This window comes from Paraburkholderia sp. BR13444 (assembly GCF_040948755.1).
Classification (GTDB): Bacteria; Pseudomonadota; Gammaproteobacteria; order Burkholderiales; family Burkholderiaceae; genus Paraburkholderia; species Paraburkholderia youngii.
Window position 1 is genome coordinate 23,814 of sequence record NZ_JBFPKM010000018.1, and the last position, 14,935, is coordinate 38,748.

A 14,935-nucleotide genomic window follows, 5' to 3' on the forward strand; every position below is an offset into this window, starting at 1 on the left:
GCTGTCCAGCATGGTGTTCGCCATGCCGTTTGCCATGCCGCGCGCGCGATGCGGTGTTTCGCGCGCAGCCGTCGTTGTCGTCTTCGATTGTCCGTCCCCCGAGTCATCAAGCGAGACCCTCAATGAAAGCATCGGACCTGTTCGTCAAATCGCTGGAAGCCGAAGGTGTCGAGTACGTGTTCGGCATCCCCGGTGAAGAAAATCTCGATCTGCTCGAGTCGCTGCGTCGCTCGAAAATCCGTCTGATCCTCACGCGCCACGAGCAGGCGGCCGGCTTCATGGCTGCCACCTACGGGCGGCTCACCGGCCGCACGGGAGTATGTCTGGCGACGCTCGGCCCCGGCGCGACCAACTTCGTGACTGCGGCCGCCTACGCGCAACTGGGCGGCATGCCGATGCTGATGGTCACCGGCCAGAAGCCGATCAAGTCGAGCAAGCAGGGGCACTTCCAGATCGTCGACGTGGTGCGGATGATGGAGCCGCTCACCAAGTACACGCGGCAGATCGTGTCGATCGGCAATATTCCGGCGGCGGTGCGCGAGGCGGTGCGCCGCGCCGAGGAGGAGCGCCCGGGCGCCGCGCACCTCGAATTGCCCGAGGACGTCGCGCACGAGGAGGGCGACGGCAAGCCGATTCCGAAGAGCTACAGCCGCCGTCCGGTCGCCGAGGAGAAGGCGGTCGCGCGCGCGGTCGAGGCGATCACCGCCGCGAAGCATCCGCTCCTGATGATCGGCGCAGGCGGCAACCGCAAGACCACGACGAAGACGCTGCGCGAGTTCGTCGATCAGATCGGCATTCCGTTTTTCACGACGCAGATGGGCAAGGGCGTGATCGACGAATCGCATCCGATGTGGCTCGGCAACGCGACGCTCTCCGACGGCGACTTCGTGCACCGCGCGATCGAGCACGCGGATTGCATCATCAACGTCGGTCACGACGTGATCGAAAAGCCGCCGTTTTTCATGCGCAGCGGCGAGGCGGGCGAGAAGACCGTGATCCACGTGAACTTCCTCGGCGCCGAAGTCGATCCGGTGTATTTCCCGCAGATCGAAGTGGTCGGCGACATCGCGAATGCGGTGTGGCAGCTCAAGGAGAGCCTGAAGACGCGCCAGGAGCATTGGGACTTCACGCGCTTCAAGGAGATCAAGGAGCACTTCGAGGCGCATCTGGTGAAGGGTCAGCACGACGACCGCTTCCCGATGTACCCGGTGCGGATCGTCAACGACGTGTACGAGACCACGCCGGTCGACGGCATCGTGTGTCTGGATAACGGCATGTACAAGATCTGGTTCGCGCGCTACTACCGCGCGCACGAGCCGAATTCGCTGTTGCTCGACAACGCGCTGGCGTCGATGGGCGCGGGGCTGCCGTCGGCGATCGCGAGCAAGATCGTGCATCCGGAGCGCAAAGTGATCGCCGTGTGCGGCGATGGCGGCTTCATGATGAACTCGCAGGAGCTCGAAACGGCGGTGCGCCTGAAGCTCGACCTGGTGATCCTGATCCTGCGCGACGACGCGTTCGGCATGATCCGCTGGAAGCAGGAGAACATGAACTTCCCGGACTACGGCATGACGCTTGCGAACCCGGATTTCGTCGCCTATGCGCAGAGCTATGGAGCTCAGGGGCATCGGGTCGAGGCCGCCGAACAATTCGCGCCGCTGTTGCGCGAGTGCTTCGTGACGCCCGGCGTGCACGTGATCGACGTGCCGATCGACTATTCGGACAACGAGCGCGTGCTCAATCGCGAGATCAAGCGGCTGTCCGCGCGGCTTTGAGCCTCTGTGCATCGACGCTTTGATTCGATTCAAGGAGAACGCGACATGTTGCAGAAAACCTATCCGTACTACCTCGCGAATGAGCCGGTGGCCGCCAACACCGATCTCGAAGTCACCGACAAATTCAGTGGCGAAGTCGCCACCCGCGTCGCGATGGCCGACGCGGCCGCGATCGACAAGGCGATCGGGCTCGCGGTCGAGGCGATGCCCGCACTGCGCGCCTACCCGCCGTTCAAGCGCCAGGCGGTGCTCGAACACTGCGTGAAGCGCTTTCGCGAGCGCTACGACGAGCTTGCGCTCGCGCTGTGCATCGAGGCGGGCAAGCCGATCAACGATTCGAAGGGCGAGGTCACGCGCCTGATCGATACGTTCAAAGTCGCCGCCGAGGAGAGCGTGCGAATCGACGGCGAGATCATCAATCTGCAGATTTCGCCGCGCGCGAACGGTTACCACGCGTACGTGAAGCGCGTGCCGATCGGGCCGTGCTCGTTCATCTCGCCGTTCAATTTTCCGTTGAACCTCACTGCGCACAAGGTCGCGCCGGCGATCGCGGCGGGCGTGCCGTTCGTGCTGAAGCCGGCGAGCCGCACGCCGGTCGGCGCGCTGATCATGGGCGAAATTCTTGCGGAAACCGATCTGCCGAAGGGCGCGTTTTCGATTTTGCCCGCGCACCGCGACGGCGCCGACCTGTTTACGACCGACGAGCGCTTCAAGCTGCTGTCGTTCACCGGGTCGCCGGCGGTCGGCTGGGAGCTGAAACGCAAAGCCGGCAAGAAGAAGGTGATTCTGGAACTGGGCGGCAACGCGGCGGCGATCGTCGACGGCGATCAGGGCGGCAAGCTCGACTACGTGGTCGAGCGGCTCGCGTTCGGCGCGTTCTATCAGTCGGGGCAGAGCTGCATCGGCGTGCAGCGGATTCTTGCGCACGCGAGCGTCTACGACGCGCTGCGCGAGAAGCTGATCGCGAAGACGAAGTCGCTGGTGATGGGCGATCCGAAGAACGAGAAGACCTTCGTCGGGCCGATGATCTCCGAATCGGAGGCGAAGCGGCTCGCCGGCTGGATGGAGGGGGCGGTACAGGCGGGCGCGCAGATCGTCGCGGGGGGCAAGGTCGACGGCGCGATGTTCGAGGCGACGCTGCTCGAAGGCGTGAAGCGCGACACCGATCTGTATCGCAAGGAGGCGTTCGGGCCGGTCGCGATCCTCGAGCGCTTCAACGATTTCGAGGCGGCGCTCGCGCAGGTCAACGACAGCGACTTCGGCCTGCAGGCCGGCGTGTTCACCGATTCGCTCGCGCATGCGCATCGCGCCTGGGATGCGCTCGAAGTGGGCGGCGTCGTGATCAACGACGTGCCGTCGTTTCGCGTCGACAACATGCCGTATGGCGGCGTCAAGGATTCGGGGCTGGGGCGCGAGGGCGTGCGCTACGCGATCGAGGATATGACCGAGCTGCGGCTGATGGTGATGCGCGAGACGTGGTGAGTGGGCGCTCTGACGCGGGCAGGGCGCGCGCGGGACGGCTGACGAACGCCGCGCGCCGCCCGCCCAGGCGCCCGGCTGTCATGCCACTGTCGTCTGTGCGCACTACGCTGCGACCGAAGCAACGGCCGCGAGCGGCCGGCCAGCCGGCCGTCGTGAGCGTTTTTGCTGAAGTGCTACAATACTGGGCTTTCGGCGGGTGTTTCCGCCAACCGGAGCCGGCCGCATTAACCGAACTCACACGGGTCTCGCGCGGAACGACGTGGCTCCGCCTTCATCCTGATGCCCTCCGCGGCCCCGACCGCTGCCGCGCGCATCCGCGCCACGCGCCTTTTTAGCGAAAGCCACCATGTCCGACACAGCCGTCACGCCCAGCACCGAGACTTTTGACCAATTCGGCCTCGCGCCCGACATCCTGAAGGCCATCAAGGAATCGGGCTACACGTCGCCCACGCCGATCCAGGCGAAGGCGATCCCGGTCGTGCTGGCTGGCCGTGACGTGATGGGCGCCGCGCAGACCGGTACCGGCAAGACCGCGAGCTTCTCGCTGCCGATCATCCAGCGTCTGCTGCCGCAAGCCAATACGAGCGCGTCGCCGGCTCGCCATCCGGTGCGCGCGCTGATCCTCACGCCGACCCGCGAACTCGCCGACCAGGTGGCCGCGAACGTGCAGGCCTACGCGAAGCACACGGCGCTGCGCAGCGCGGTCGTGTTCGGCGGCGTCGATATGAATCCGCAGTCGGAGCAGCTGCGCCGCGGCGTCGAAATCCTGATCGCGACGCCGGGCCGTCTGCTCGATCACGTGCAGCAGAAAACCGCCAACCTGGGCCAGGTGCAGATGCTCGTGCTCGACGAAGCCGACCGCATGCTCGACATGGGCTTTCTGCCCGACCTGCAGCGCATCCTGAACCTGCTGCCGAAAGAGCGCCAAACGCTGCTCTTCTCCGCGACGTTCTCGGGCGAAATCAAGAAGCTCGCCGCGACCTATCTGCGCAACCCGCAGACCATCGAAGTCGCTCGCAGCAATTCGACGGCTACCAATGTCACGCAGGTCGTCTACGAGGTCGCCGAGGGCGACAAGACCGGCGCGGTCGTGCAACTGATCCGCGAGCGCGGCCTGAAGCAGGTGATCGTGTTCTGCAACAGCAAGATCGGCGCGAGCCGGCTCGCGCGCAGCCTCGAACGCGACGGCGTGGTCGCGACCGCGATTCACGGCGACCGCTCGCAAAGCGAGCGCATGCAGGCGCTCGACGCGTTCAAGCGCGGCGAGGTCGAGGCGCTGGTGGCGACGGACGTCGCCGCGCGCGGTCTCGATATCGCAGAACTGCCGGCGGTGATCAACTTCGACCTGCCGTTCAACGCCGAAGACTACGTACACCGGATCGGCCGGACGGGCCGCGCGGGCGCATCGGGCGACGCGCTGTCGCTGTGCAGCCCGAACGAGCGCAAGCAACTGGCCGACATCGAGAAGCTGATCAAGCGTCCGCTCGAGTTGCAGCGCCTGACCGTCGAGGCGCCCGTGCGCCATCATCACGATGATCGTTCGCTGCGCCGTGAGCGCAGTGAATCGCGCGACGAGCGCAGCCGCCGTCGCACGGGCGGGGCGTCGGGTTCGTATGACCGTCCGCATCATCATCGCGCGCAACCGATCGACGATTTCTTCCTGAAGCCGTACGAGCCGTCGCCGGCATCGGTGCACAAGGTCGAGGAGACGGCCGCGCCGCAAAAGGCAGCGCCGAAGCGGCAACTGGCCGCGTTGCTCGGTGGCTTCGGAATGCCGAGGAAGACGCCTTCGTCGTCGTAAGACGGGCTGTCGGGTTCGGAGCTCGGGGTGCAACGCCCCGAGGGTAAAGGCGGTGGGGCCGCGCGATTCGATGTTCCGGAAAGCGCAGCAAGCTCCCCGCATGCGCATCATCTGGATGCGCGAATGTTCATCCGTTTTGCCCAGGCCGTTGTCGCGGCGCTGTAGAACTGCTCGAGCGTCGCAGGCGGCTCGCTTCCCAGCTCCAGTCCCAGATGCCGTGCCGCCGCGCCTAATGCTTCGAGCGGCTTGTCGCTATCGAGCGCGGTCGCGCCGTTCTGTTTGCTCAGCTTCTCGCCGTGCTCGTTCGTCACGACCGGCACATGCAGATATTCGGGCGTCGCCACGCCTAGACAACGTTGCAGATAAATCTGCCGCGCCGTCGAATCCATCAGATCCGCGCCGCGCACGATGTGCGTAATGCCCGCGTCCGCATCGTCCACCACGACCGCCAGCTGATACGCCCATTGATCGTCCGCGCGGCGCAGCACGAAATCGCCGACCTCGGTCGCGAGGTTTTGCGTCTGCGGACCCTGCCAGCGGTCGTTGAACGTGATCACGGCCGAGTCGCCGTCGGGCACACGCAGGCGCCACGCGCGCGCGGGCTTGCCGTGCAGACCGGTGCGGCAGGTGCCGGGGTAGGCGAGCGTGGTGTTGCGCGCGTGCGCGTGCAATAGCGAATCGGCGATTTCCTTGCGCGTGCAGCCGCACGGATAGACGAGACCGGTCGATTTCAACCGCTCCAGCGCCTGCTGATAGTGCGCGATGCGCTGGCTTTGCCAGACCGGCGTTTCGTCGGCGCGCATGCCGAAGCGTTCGAGGGTCGCGAGGATGTCCTCGGCGGCACCGGGCACCGTGCGCGGTCCGTCGATATCTTCGACGCGCACGAGCCACGCGCCGCGCTGCGCGCGCGCGTCGAGCCAGCTCGCGAGCGCGCTGACCAGCGAGCCGAAATGCAGCGGGCCGGTTGGCGACGGTGCGAAGCGTCCGCGATAGGTCATGGTGTGGGGAGGTCAGGCGAGGCGCCCGCGCCGCGAGGCACCCCGGCTGTCATTACGCGGCGCACGCGGCCTTGCTGTCCGGATGGCACGCCGGGCAGGTCTTGCCCGCGACGTACATCGGCGATTGCTGTTGCTCGGGCGTGACCACTGCGCGGCAGCCGAAGCATTGCGCGGTCGCGGTCGGTTCGAGTTGCGGATTCAGCGCGGTGCGATAGTCGAACACGAAGCAGTCGCCGTGATAATGCGCGCCGCCCACTTCCTCGAAGTATTTGAGGATGCCGCCTTCGAGCTGGTACACGTTCTCGATGCCGACGTCTTTCATATGGATCGCGGCCTTCTCGCAGCGGATGCCGCCCGTGCAGAACGACACCACCGTCTTGCCTTCGAGATCGGCGCGGTTGTTCTCGATCACCTCGGGGAATTCGCTGAACTTCGTGATGCGATAGTCGAGCGCGTTGTCGAACGTGCCGACGTCGACTTCGAACGCGTTGCGCGTGTCGAGCATCACGACCGGACGGCCTTCGTCGTCGTGACCGCGGTCGAGCCAGGTCTTCAGCGTGGGCGCGTCGACGAACGGTGCGCGGCCGAGCTCGGGGCGGATCGCCGGCTTTTTCATCGTGATGATTTCGCGCTTGAGCTTGACCAGCATGCGCGTGAACGGCTGCTTGTCCGACAGGCTTTCCTTGAACTGCAGATTCGCGAACTTGCCTTCGAACAGCGCGTCGTGGCGGATGTAGTCGATGAACGCGTCGGTGTTCTCGCGCGTGCCGGCGATGAACAGGTTGATGCCTTCCGGCGCGAGCAGGATAGTGCCGCGCAGGCCGAGCGCATGGCAGCGTTCGGTGACGAATGGGCGCCAGGCGGCGGTGTCTTCGATGGTCGCGAATTGATACGCGGCGAGATTGACGATACTCATGTGTGTTCTGCGGTAAAGATGGCCGGCGTGGCAAAGGGCGGCGGGCCGTGCCGACGCTGTTGCGCCCCCGATAAGACCCGGGGTTTGGCGCGCGGTTTCGCGCGCGTTTGCCGCGCATTTGCCGCGCATTTGCCAGTTCAATGGCCAGGCCGAAACAGGCGAAACCTCTATTATCCCTCAACCGCGGATTTTTCCCGGCCTGGCCGAATGGCTAACGGTTTGCGCTAGCGCAAGCAGCCCTGTCGCCGACCTCGTCCTGGCCGGATGGGCAACGCGCCGTTCAGACCTGAAATCTGCGGAAGGGTGGGGTTACAATGTCGCCCATGTCAGATCCCCGCTTCGTCCATCTCCGCGTTCACTCCGAATTCTCGATTGCCGACGGCATCGTGCGTCTCGACGACATCGTCGCGGCGGCGGCCAAAGACGGTCAGGGCGCGCTTGCGCTCACCGACCTCGGCAACGCGTTCGGCCTCGTCCGTTTCTACAAGGAAGCGCGTGGCAAAGGAGTCAAACCCATTGCCGGCTGCGACGTCTGGATCACCAATCCAGACGACCGCGACAAGCCTTCCCGCCTGCTGCTGCTGGTCAAGGACCGCCGCGGTTACCTCAACCTTTGCGAATTGCTCAGCAAGGCCTCGCTCACGAACCAGTATCGCGGCCGCGCGGAAATCGAAGCCGGCTGGCTCGAAACCGGTTTGGGCGAAGGACTGCTCGCGCTGTCGGGCGCGCAGCAGGGCGACATCGGTCTTGCGTTGGCGGCGGGCAATGAAGAGGCGGCGAAGCGCAATGCACGGCATTGGGCGAAGGTGTTTCCGGGCGGCTTTTATATCGAGCTGCAGCGCTACGGTCAGCCTGGCGGCGAGCAGTACGTGCTGCAGGCGGTCGCGCTCGCGGCATCGCTGAAACTGCCGGTCGTCGCGACGCACCCGATGCAGTTCATGACGCCGGACGACTTCACCGCGCACGAAGCGCGCGTGTGTATTTCCGAAGGCGATATTCTCGCGAATCCGCGTCGCCAGAAGCGCTTCACGTCCGAGCAGTATTTCCGCACGCAACAGGAAATGGCCACGCTGTTCGCGGACATTCCGTCGGCGCTCGCGAACACGGTGCAGATCGCCAAGCGCTGCAATCTGAAGCTCGAACTCGGCAAGCCGAAGCTGCCGCTCTTTCCGACGCCCGACGGCATGTCGCTCGACGACTACCTGGTGCAGCTGTCGAAAGAAGGCCTCGAAAAGCGGCTCGAACAGCTGTATCCAGACGAGGCCGAGCGCGACGCGCAACGCCCGACCTACCACCAGCGCCTCGAATTCGAGTGCGGCACGATCATCAAGATGGGCTTTCCGGGCTACTTCCTGATCGTTGCGGACTTCATCAACTGGGCGAAGAACAACGGCGTGCCGGTCGGTCCTGGCCGCGGTTCGGGCGCGGGTTCGCTGGTCGCCTATGCGCTCGGCGTGACCGATCTCGATCCGCTGCGCTACAACCTGCTGTTCGAACGTTTCCTGAATCCGGAGCGGGTGTCGATGCCCGACTTCGATATCGACTTCTGCCAGCACGGCCGCGATCGCGTGATCCAGTACGTGAAGGAAAAGTACGGCGCGAACGCGGTGTCGCAGATCGCGACATTCGGCACGATGGCGGCCAAGGCGGCGGTGCGAGACATCGGCCGCGTGCTCGATCTCGGCTACATGTTCACGGACGGCGTCGCGAAGCTGATCCCGTTCAAGCCGGGCAAGCACGTGACCATCGCCGACGCGATGAAGGAAGAGCCGCTATTGCAGGAGCGCTTCGACAACGAAGACGAAGTGCACCAGCTGCTCGAACTCGCGCAGCGCGTAGAGGGCTTGACACGTAACGTCGGTATGCACGCGGGCGGCGTGCTGATCGCGCCCGGCAAGCTGACCGATTTCTGCCCGCTCTATACGCAGGGCGACGACAGCGGCGTCGTCAGCCAGTACGACAAGGACGACGTCGAGGCGGTCGGCCTCGTGAAGTTCGACTTTCTGGGCCTGACCACGCTGACCATTCTGGATTGGGCCGAGCGCTACATCCGCCGCCTCGATCCGTCGAAGCAGGACTGGTCGCTAAGCCAGGTGCCGCTCGACGACCCCGCGTCGTTCTCGATCCTGAAGAAAGCGAACACGGTCGCCGTGTTCCAGCTGGAAAGCCGCGGCATGCAGGGCATGCTGAAGGATGCGCAGCCCGATCGCTTCGAGGACATCATCGCGCTCGTCGCGTTGTACCGCCCGGGTCCGATGGACCTGATCCCGAGCTTCTGCGCACGTAAGCACGGCCGCGAGGTGGTGGAATATCCGGACCCGCGCGTCGAACCTGTTCTGAAAGAGACCTACGGCATCATGGTCTACCAGGAGCAGGTGATGCAGATGGCGCAGATCATCGGCGGCTACTCGCTGGGCGGCGCCGACCTGCTGCGTCGCGCGATGGGTAAGAAAAAGCCCGAGGAGATGGCCCAGCACCGCGAGATTTTCGCGGAAGGCGCGGCCAGGAACGGCCTCACGCGCGAGAAGTCCGACGAAATCTTCGACCTGATGGAGAAGTTCGCGGGCTACGGCTTCAACAAGTCGCACGCGGCTGCGTATGCGCTGCTCGCCTACTACACCGCGTGGCTGAAGGCGCACCATCCGGCCGAATTCATGGCGGCCAACATGTCGCTCGCGATGGACGACACGGACAAGGTCAAGATCCTGTTCGAAGACTGCCTCGCGAACAAGATGGTCGTGTTGCCGCCGGACGTGAACCTGTCGGCGTATCGCTTCGAGCCGGTCGCCGAAGCCGACGGCAAGCGCTCGCGCACGATCCGTTATGGTCTCGGCGCAATCAAGGGCAGCGGCCAGAACGCGATCGAAGAAATCCTGCGCGCGCGCGAGGACGGCCGCTTCATCGACATCTTCGATTTCTGCAATCGCGTCGATCGGCGCATCGTCAATCGACGCACGATCGAAGCGCTGATTCGCGCCGGCGCGTTCGACACGCTGCACGCGAACCGCGCGCAGCTGATCGCATCGGTGTCGCTCGCGATGGAAGCGGCCGAGCAGGCGGCGGCCAATGCGCTGCAGGCGGGTCTGTTCGACATGGGCGACGCCCCGTCGCAAGGCCACGAACTCGTCGACGAACCGGAGTGGCCGGAAAAGCGCAAGCTGCAGGAAGAAAAGGCCGCGCTCGGTTTCTACCTGTCGGGCCATCTGTTCGATGCATACAAGGACGAAGTGCGCCGGTTCGTGCGCCAGAAGATCGGCGAGCTGAAGGAAGGGCGCGACAAGCTGGTTGCGGGCGTGATCGTGTCGCTGCGCACGCAGATGACCCAGCGCGGCAAGATGCTGATCGCGCTGCTCGACGACGGCACCGGCCAGTGCGAAGTGACGGTCTTCAACGAGGTCTTCGAAGAACACAAGCAGCTGTTCAAGGAAGACGAGCTGCTGATCGTGCAGGGCCAGGCGCGTAACGACGCGTTCACGGGCGGCATCCGCTTCACCGTCGAAACGGTGATGGATCTCGGCCGCGCGCGCTGCCGCTACGCGGACTCGCTGAAGGTGCAGATGAACGGCAACGCTAACGCGCAGGCATTGCGCCGGGTGCTCGAAGCGCACACCGCCGGCAAGGAAGAGCCGGCCGGGGCAGCCACGTCGGCGGCCGCCACTCGAGGCAACGGCGGTGGCAACGGCGGCGGGCGTGGCGGCTTCGGCGGCGATGGCGGTCGTCAGCGTCAGGCGGTGCAGATTCCGAATGGACTCGCGGTGCAGGTGGTTTATCGCAGCGAGCATGCGCAAGGCGAAATGCGTCTGGGCGACGCGTGGCGCGTGAAGCCGACCGACGAACTGCTCGCCGCGCTGCGCGGCGAGTTTGCGGGAAGCTCGATCGAGATCGTGTATTGAGCGAGGTAGGCAGTGTGGATCGGCCGGTGCCGCGTGTACCGGCTAATCTGAGCTCAGCTTATCGCCCGCCCGTTTTTTCCAGCCGCGCCAGCTTCAGAAACCGGTAGTACACCGTCTCCGCATTGAACAGCGCGATCATCAGCCCGGCGCGGCCATCCAGAAAACCGCGCCGCAGCAGATAAGTCCGTACGAACGCCCACAGGCCGCGCCCGATCGCAAGACGAATGCTGCCTTTCTGCCCGGCCTCGTAACGCTGCCGCGCGCCCGCCGTTGAATACGCGTCGAGCTTGCGCAGCACGCCCTCGAAGTCCTCGTACGAGTAGTGCATCAGCTTGCCGGTCAGGCGTTGCGCGGGCGTATCGAACACGAGGCGCTCGTGCACGAGATCGTCGGAGAAACGCGCGGTGCCGCGTTTGAAAAGGCGCGGAATCCAGTCCGGATACCAGCCGCTGTGATGAACCCATTGGCCGCAGAAGCTCGACAGACGGTCCACCGCGTAGACGTCGGCGGCGGGCGCGGCGAGCGCCGCGCGAATCGATGCGGCAAGTTCCGGCGTGACGATTTCGTCGGCGTCGAGCGACAGGACCCAGCTGGTGGTCAGTGCATCGACCGCACGGTTCTTTTGCGGGCCGAAGCCCGGCCAGTCCGTTTGCTCGATGACACGCGCGCCGTGCGCGCGGGCGATGTCGGCGGTGCCGTCGGTGCTGCCGCCGTCGATCACGACGATCTGGTCGGCGAAGGCCACGGCCTGCAGGCATTCGGCGAGCCGCGCCGCCGCGTTCCGGGTGATGATGGCAACGCCAAGAGTGGTTTCTTGCATACCTGAGTTGCGTGGAGGACGAAGTGACGGAGCGGGGCCCCGCGACCCGGCAATCGAGCAGCGAGTATACACATCCGATCCGGCCCTGCACCACAGCGTGTATCGGCCAAGGTGTTGCGTGCATGCCGTCGCGCGCCGAGCGCCGGCCGTCATCTGCAACCGATTACAATGCTCTTTTTTGATATTCCACGCGGCCACCCAACCCTGCGCCGCGTGCTCGCCGTTCCGCATTTCCAGAGGATTCCTTGAGCGCGAAGCCAACGTTAAGCAAACCCATGGGTTCAGGCGATGCGTCGTCGCCGGCCGTCGTCCTGCGGCGCCTGTGGCCATTCATCAAGCCGCTGCTGTGGGTCGTGCTCGGCGCGATTGTCGCGATGGCAGTGAGCGCCGGCACCGACGCCGCCATTCCCGCGCTGCTCAAGCCACTGCTCGACAAGGGCTTCGGCTCGCACGCGGTCGACAAGACCAAGTGGCTCGTGCCGATCGCGGTGATCGGCCTCGCGCTGATTCGCGGCGTGTCGCAGTATGCGTCCGGTTATCTGCTCGCGTACGTGTCGAACAAGATCCTGCTCGAGCTGCGTCTGAAGATGTTCGACCGCATGATCCACACGAGCGTCGCGTTCTTCCAGCGCGAAACCGCGAGCACGGTCATCAACGCGATCGTCTTCGAGGTCAACCAGATTCTGAACGTGCTGCTGAGCGTGATGGTCACGCTCGTGCGCGACTCGCTGACGGTGATCTTCCTGCTCGGCTATCTGTTCTATCTGAACTGGCGCCTGACGTTGATCGTCGCGGTGCTGCTGCCGGGCATCGGCTGGCTGGTCGGTAAGATTAATCGCCGGTTGCGGCGCCTGAACCGCGAGCATCAGCTGCTCACCAACGAGCTGTCGTACATCGTCGAGGAGACGGTGGGCGGCTACAAGGTCGTCAAGGTGCATAACGGCGAGCAGTACGAGATGGACCGCTTCAACTCGATGAGCCGGCGCCTGCGCGGCTACGCGATGCGCATGACAGTGTCCGGCGGCCTCGCGCAGCCGTTGACGCAGTTCCTCGCGTCGATCGCGCTCGCGGTCGTGATCACGATCGCGGTGGTGCAGTCGTCATCGGATCAAACGACGGTCGGCGGTTTCGTCGCGTTCGTCACGTCGATGCTGCTGATCATCTCGCCGCTCAAGCATCTGATGGACGTGAACCAGCCGTTGCAGCGTGGTATGACCGCGGCCGAGCTGATCTTCGGTCTGATCGACGAGCCCGCCGAGCCGAAGGGCGGCGGCAGGCCCCTTGCCCGCGCGCGCGGCGAGGTCGAGTTCCGCGACGTGTCGTTCAACTACGGCACCAGCTCCACGCACAACCGTCACACGCTCGACCAGGTGTCGTTCAAGGTCGCCCCGGGCGAGATGGTCGCGCTTGCGGGTCCGTCGGGCAGCGGCAAGACCACACTCGTGAACCTGCTGCCGCGCTTCTTCGATCCGACCGGCGGCGCGATCCTGGTCGACGGCGTCGCGCTGCCCGAGTACGACCTGCACGCGCTGCGCAGCCAGATCGCGATGGTGAGCCAGGACGTCGTGCTGTTCAACGACACGATCGCGCACAACGTCGCGTACGGTCAGGAGGTCGATGCGGAGAAGGTCAAGGCGGCGTTGCGTGCGGCGAACCTGTGGGACACCGTGCAGGCGATGCCGCAGGGCATCGAGACGCTCGTCGGCGACAACGGCATGATGCTGTCGGGCGGCCAGCGCCAGCGTCTCGCGATCGCGCGCGCGATCTACAAGGACGCGCCGATTCTGATTCTCGACGAAGCGACGTCGGCGCTCGATTCCGAGTCCGAGCGCCACGTGCAGGCGGCGCTCGAAACGCTGATGAAGGGCCGCACGACGCTCGTGATCGCGCACCGGCTGTCGACCATCGAGCGCGCCGACCGCATCCTCGTGATGGAAGCGGGCCGGATCGTCGAGCGTGGCAGCCATCGCGAGCTGCTCGAGCACGACGGCCTGTACGCGCATCTGCATCGGATCCAGTTCCAGCAAAGCCCGGTTTGATCCGGCACATTGCGGCCCCGACCGCTGATTCGCCTATCCGGCCCATTATCTGGGCCGGTGTTGTGTTTAAGTCTCAATTTATTGCGCTTTTTCGGCGCTCATCGCATGCTGGCGGGCAATCACGGTCCGCCTGGCGGAAATCGACTGCCTATGTTTGACGACGATCCGAGCAAGCCGCTCGTCTCCATCGCGCTCGCGACGTACAACGGCCGCACTTATCTGCCCGAGCTGCTGGCTTCGCTCGAAGCGCAGAGCTGGCCGCATCTCGAAGTCGTGGTATCCGACGACGCATCCTGCGACGGCACCCGCGAACTGCTCGCGTCATATACGGGACGCGTGCCGGTGCGGCTCGTCGGCGATGGCACGCGGGCGGGCATCGTCGGCAATTTCGAGCGCGCGCTCGCCGGCTGCCGCGGCGACTACATCGCGCTTGCCGACCAGGACGACGTCTGGGCGCCCGAGAAAGTCGCCGATCTGATGCGGGAGGTGCGGCGCGCGGAAAGCGCGGGCGACGGCGCCGCCACGCCGGCGCTCGCGTTCTGCGACATCGAGCTCGTCGACTCGACGCTGTGCCGTCTGTCGCGCTCGCTGTTCGATATCACCGCGAAGTCGCGCTGCGCGACGCGCTTGCGCGATTTTTTGCTGAGCAACCATGTGCCCGGCTGCGCGATGCTCGTCAACCGCGCGGCGCTCGATCGCGCGCTGCCGTTCCCGCCCGGCATCGTGATGCACGACTGGTGGCTCGCGATGGTGGTTGCGTCGTTCGGCGAGATTCGCCACGTCGCGGCGCCGCATCTGAAGTATCGGCAGCATGACGGCAACGCGGTCGGCGCGAGCGCGACCAACGAGCGCGCGGTGCGTGATGAATGCGGCGCCGAGGCGGCACGGCGGCGCGGCGCGAGCCGGCGGCGGCAGATCGAAGCCATCGCGGATCAGGTGCGGGTGTTCACGCGCCGCTTCGGCGGCGAGCTGCCCGTCGATGCGCGTCACGACATGTACGCGTTTTCGCGTGGTGTCGCGAGTTGGCGCGGCGCGTTCGAGTTCGTGATGATCAGTCACACCGGCGAGACCTTCGTGCGCTCGGTGAAGATGCTGCGGCGCTTGCGCGCGAGTGTGCTGAGCTTCGGCGTCGAACTGCGAAGGCCGAGTCTCGCGCGACGCTTGCGGCAGCGGCGGGGCGCGTCGCGCCGAGTTTCGTGAGCCGCGTCGCG

9 protein-coding genes are annotated in these 14,935 nt (G+C 65.3%); 6 read left to right on the plus strand and 3 right to left on the minus strand.

Annotation, left to right across the window (positions count from 1 at the left end; translation table 11 throughout):
• Positions 1–122 precede the first annotated feature (122 nt).
• The 3 genes from AB3X95_RS32975 to AB3X95_RS32985 all read left to right on the plus strand — a co-directional run bounded on the left by AB3X95_RS32975 (position 123) and on the right by AB3X95_RS32985 (position 5,058).
• Complete coding sequence (locus AB3X95_RS32975) at positions 123–1,775, plus strand: acetolactate synthase large subunit (RefSeq protein WP_368623483.1); 1,653 nt, start codon at positions 123–125, stop codon at positions 1,773–1,775.
• Between the two features lie 45 nt (positions 1,776–1,820).
• Complete coding sequence (locus AB3X95_RS32980; protein ID WP_368623484.1) at positions 1,821–3,257, plus strand: aldehyde dehydrogenase family protein; 1,437 nt, start codon at positions 1,821–1,823, stop codon at positions 3,255–3,257.
• A 346-nt stretch (positions 3,258–3,603) separates the two neighbouring features.
• A complete protein-coding gene (locus tag AB3X95_RS32985; protein WP_368623485.1) occupies positions 3,604–5,058 on the plus strand; it encodes a DEAD/DEAH box helicase in 1,455 nt (484 codons plus the stop codon).
• A 107-nt stretch (positions 5,059–5,165) separates the two neighbouring features.
• On the opposite strand, the gene gluQRS is transcribed toward AB3X95_RS32985, so the two are convergent.
• Both gluQRS and AB3X95_RS32995 read right to left on the minus strand, forming a co-directional pair.
• Positions 5,166–6,056 (minus strand): tRNA glutamyl-Q(34) synthetase GluQRS, encoded by an 891-nt coding sequence (gene gluQRS / locus AB3X95_RS32990; RefSeq protein ID WP_368623486.1) that lies wholly within the window; start codon positions 6,054–6,056, stop codon positions 5,166–5,168.
• Positions 6,057–6,108: 52 nt separating this feature from the next.
• Positions 6,109–6,972 (minus strand): sulfurtransferase, encoded by an 864-nt coding sequence (locus tag AB3X95_RS32995; protein WP_368623487.1) that lies wholly within the window; start codon positions 6,970–6,972, stop codon positions 6,109–6,111.
• 314 nt (positions 6,973–7,286) lie between these two features.
• Between AB3X95_RS32995 and dnaE the strand changes: the two genes are divergently transcribed.
• Positions 7,287–10,865 (plus strand): DNA polymerase III subunit alpha, encoded by a 3,579-nt coding sequence (dnaE, locus tag AB3X95_RS33000; RefSeq protein WP_368623488.1) that lies wholly within the window; start codon positions 7,287–7,289, stop codon positions 10,863–10,865.
• A 58-nt stretch (positions 10,866–10,923) separates the two neighbouring features.
• Here dnaE and AB3X95_RS33005 read toward each other — a convergent pair whose 3' ends face one another.
• Entirely contained in the window at positions 10,924–11,685 is a 762-nt protein-coding gene (locus AB3X95_RS33005; RefSeq protein ID WP_176109181.1) for a glycosyltransferase family 2 protein, read from the minus strand.
• A 245-nt stretch (positions 11,686–11,930) separates the two neighbouring features.
• On the opposite strand from AB3X95_RS33005, the gene msbA reads away from it, so the two are divergent.
• Complete coding sequence (gene msbA, locus AB3X95_RS33010) at positions 11,931–13,724, plus strand: lipid A export permease/ATP-binding protein MsbA (RefSeq protein WP_176109180.1); 1,794 nt, start codon at positions 11,931–11,933, stop codon at positions 13,722–13,724.
• A 150-nt stretch (positions 13,725–13,874) separates the two neighbouring features.
• Positions 13,875–14,924, plus strand: coding sequence for a glycosyltransferase family 2 protein (locus AB3X95_RS33015; RefSeq protein ID WP_368623489.1), 1,050 nt, complete (start codon positions 13,875–13,877; stop codon positions 14,922–14,924).
• The last annotated feature ends 11 nt before the right edge of the window (positions 14,925–14,935 follow it).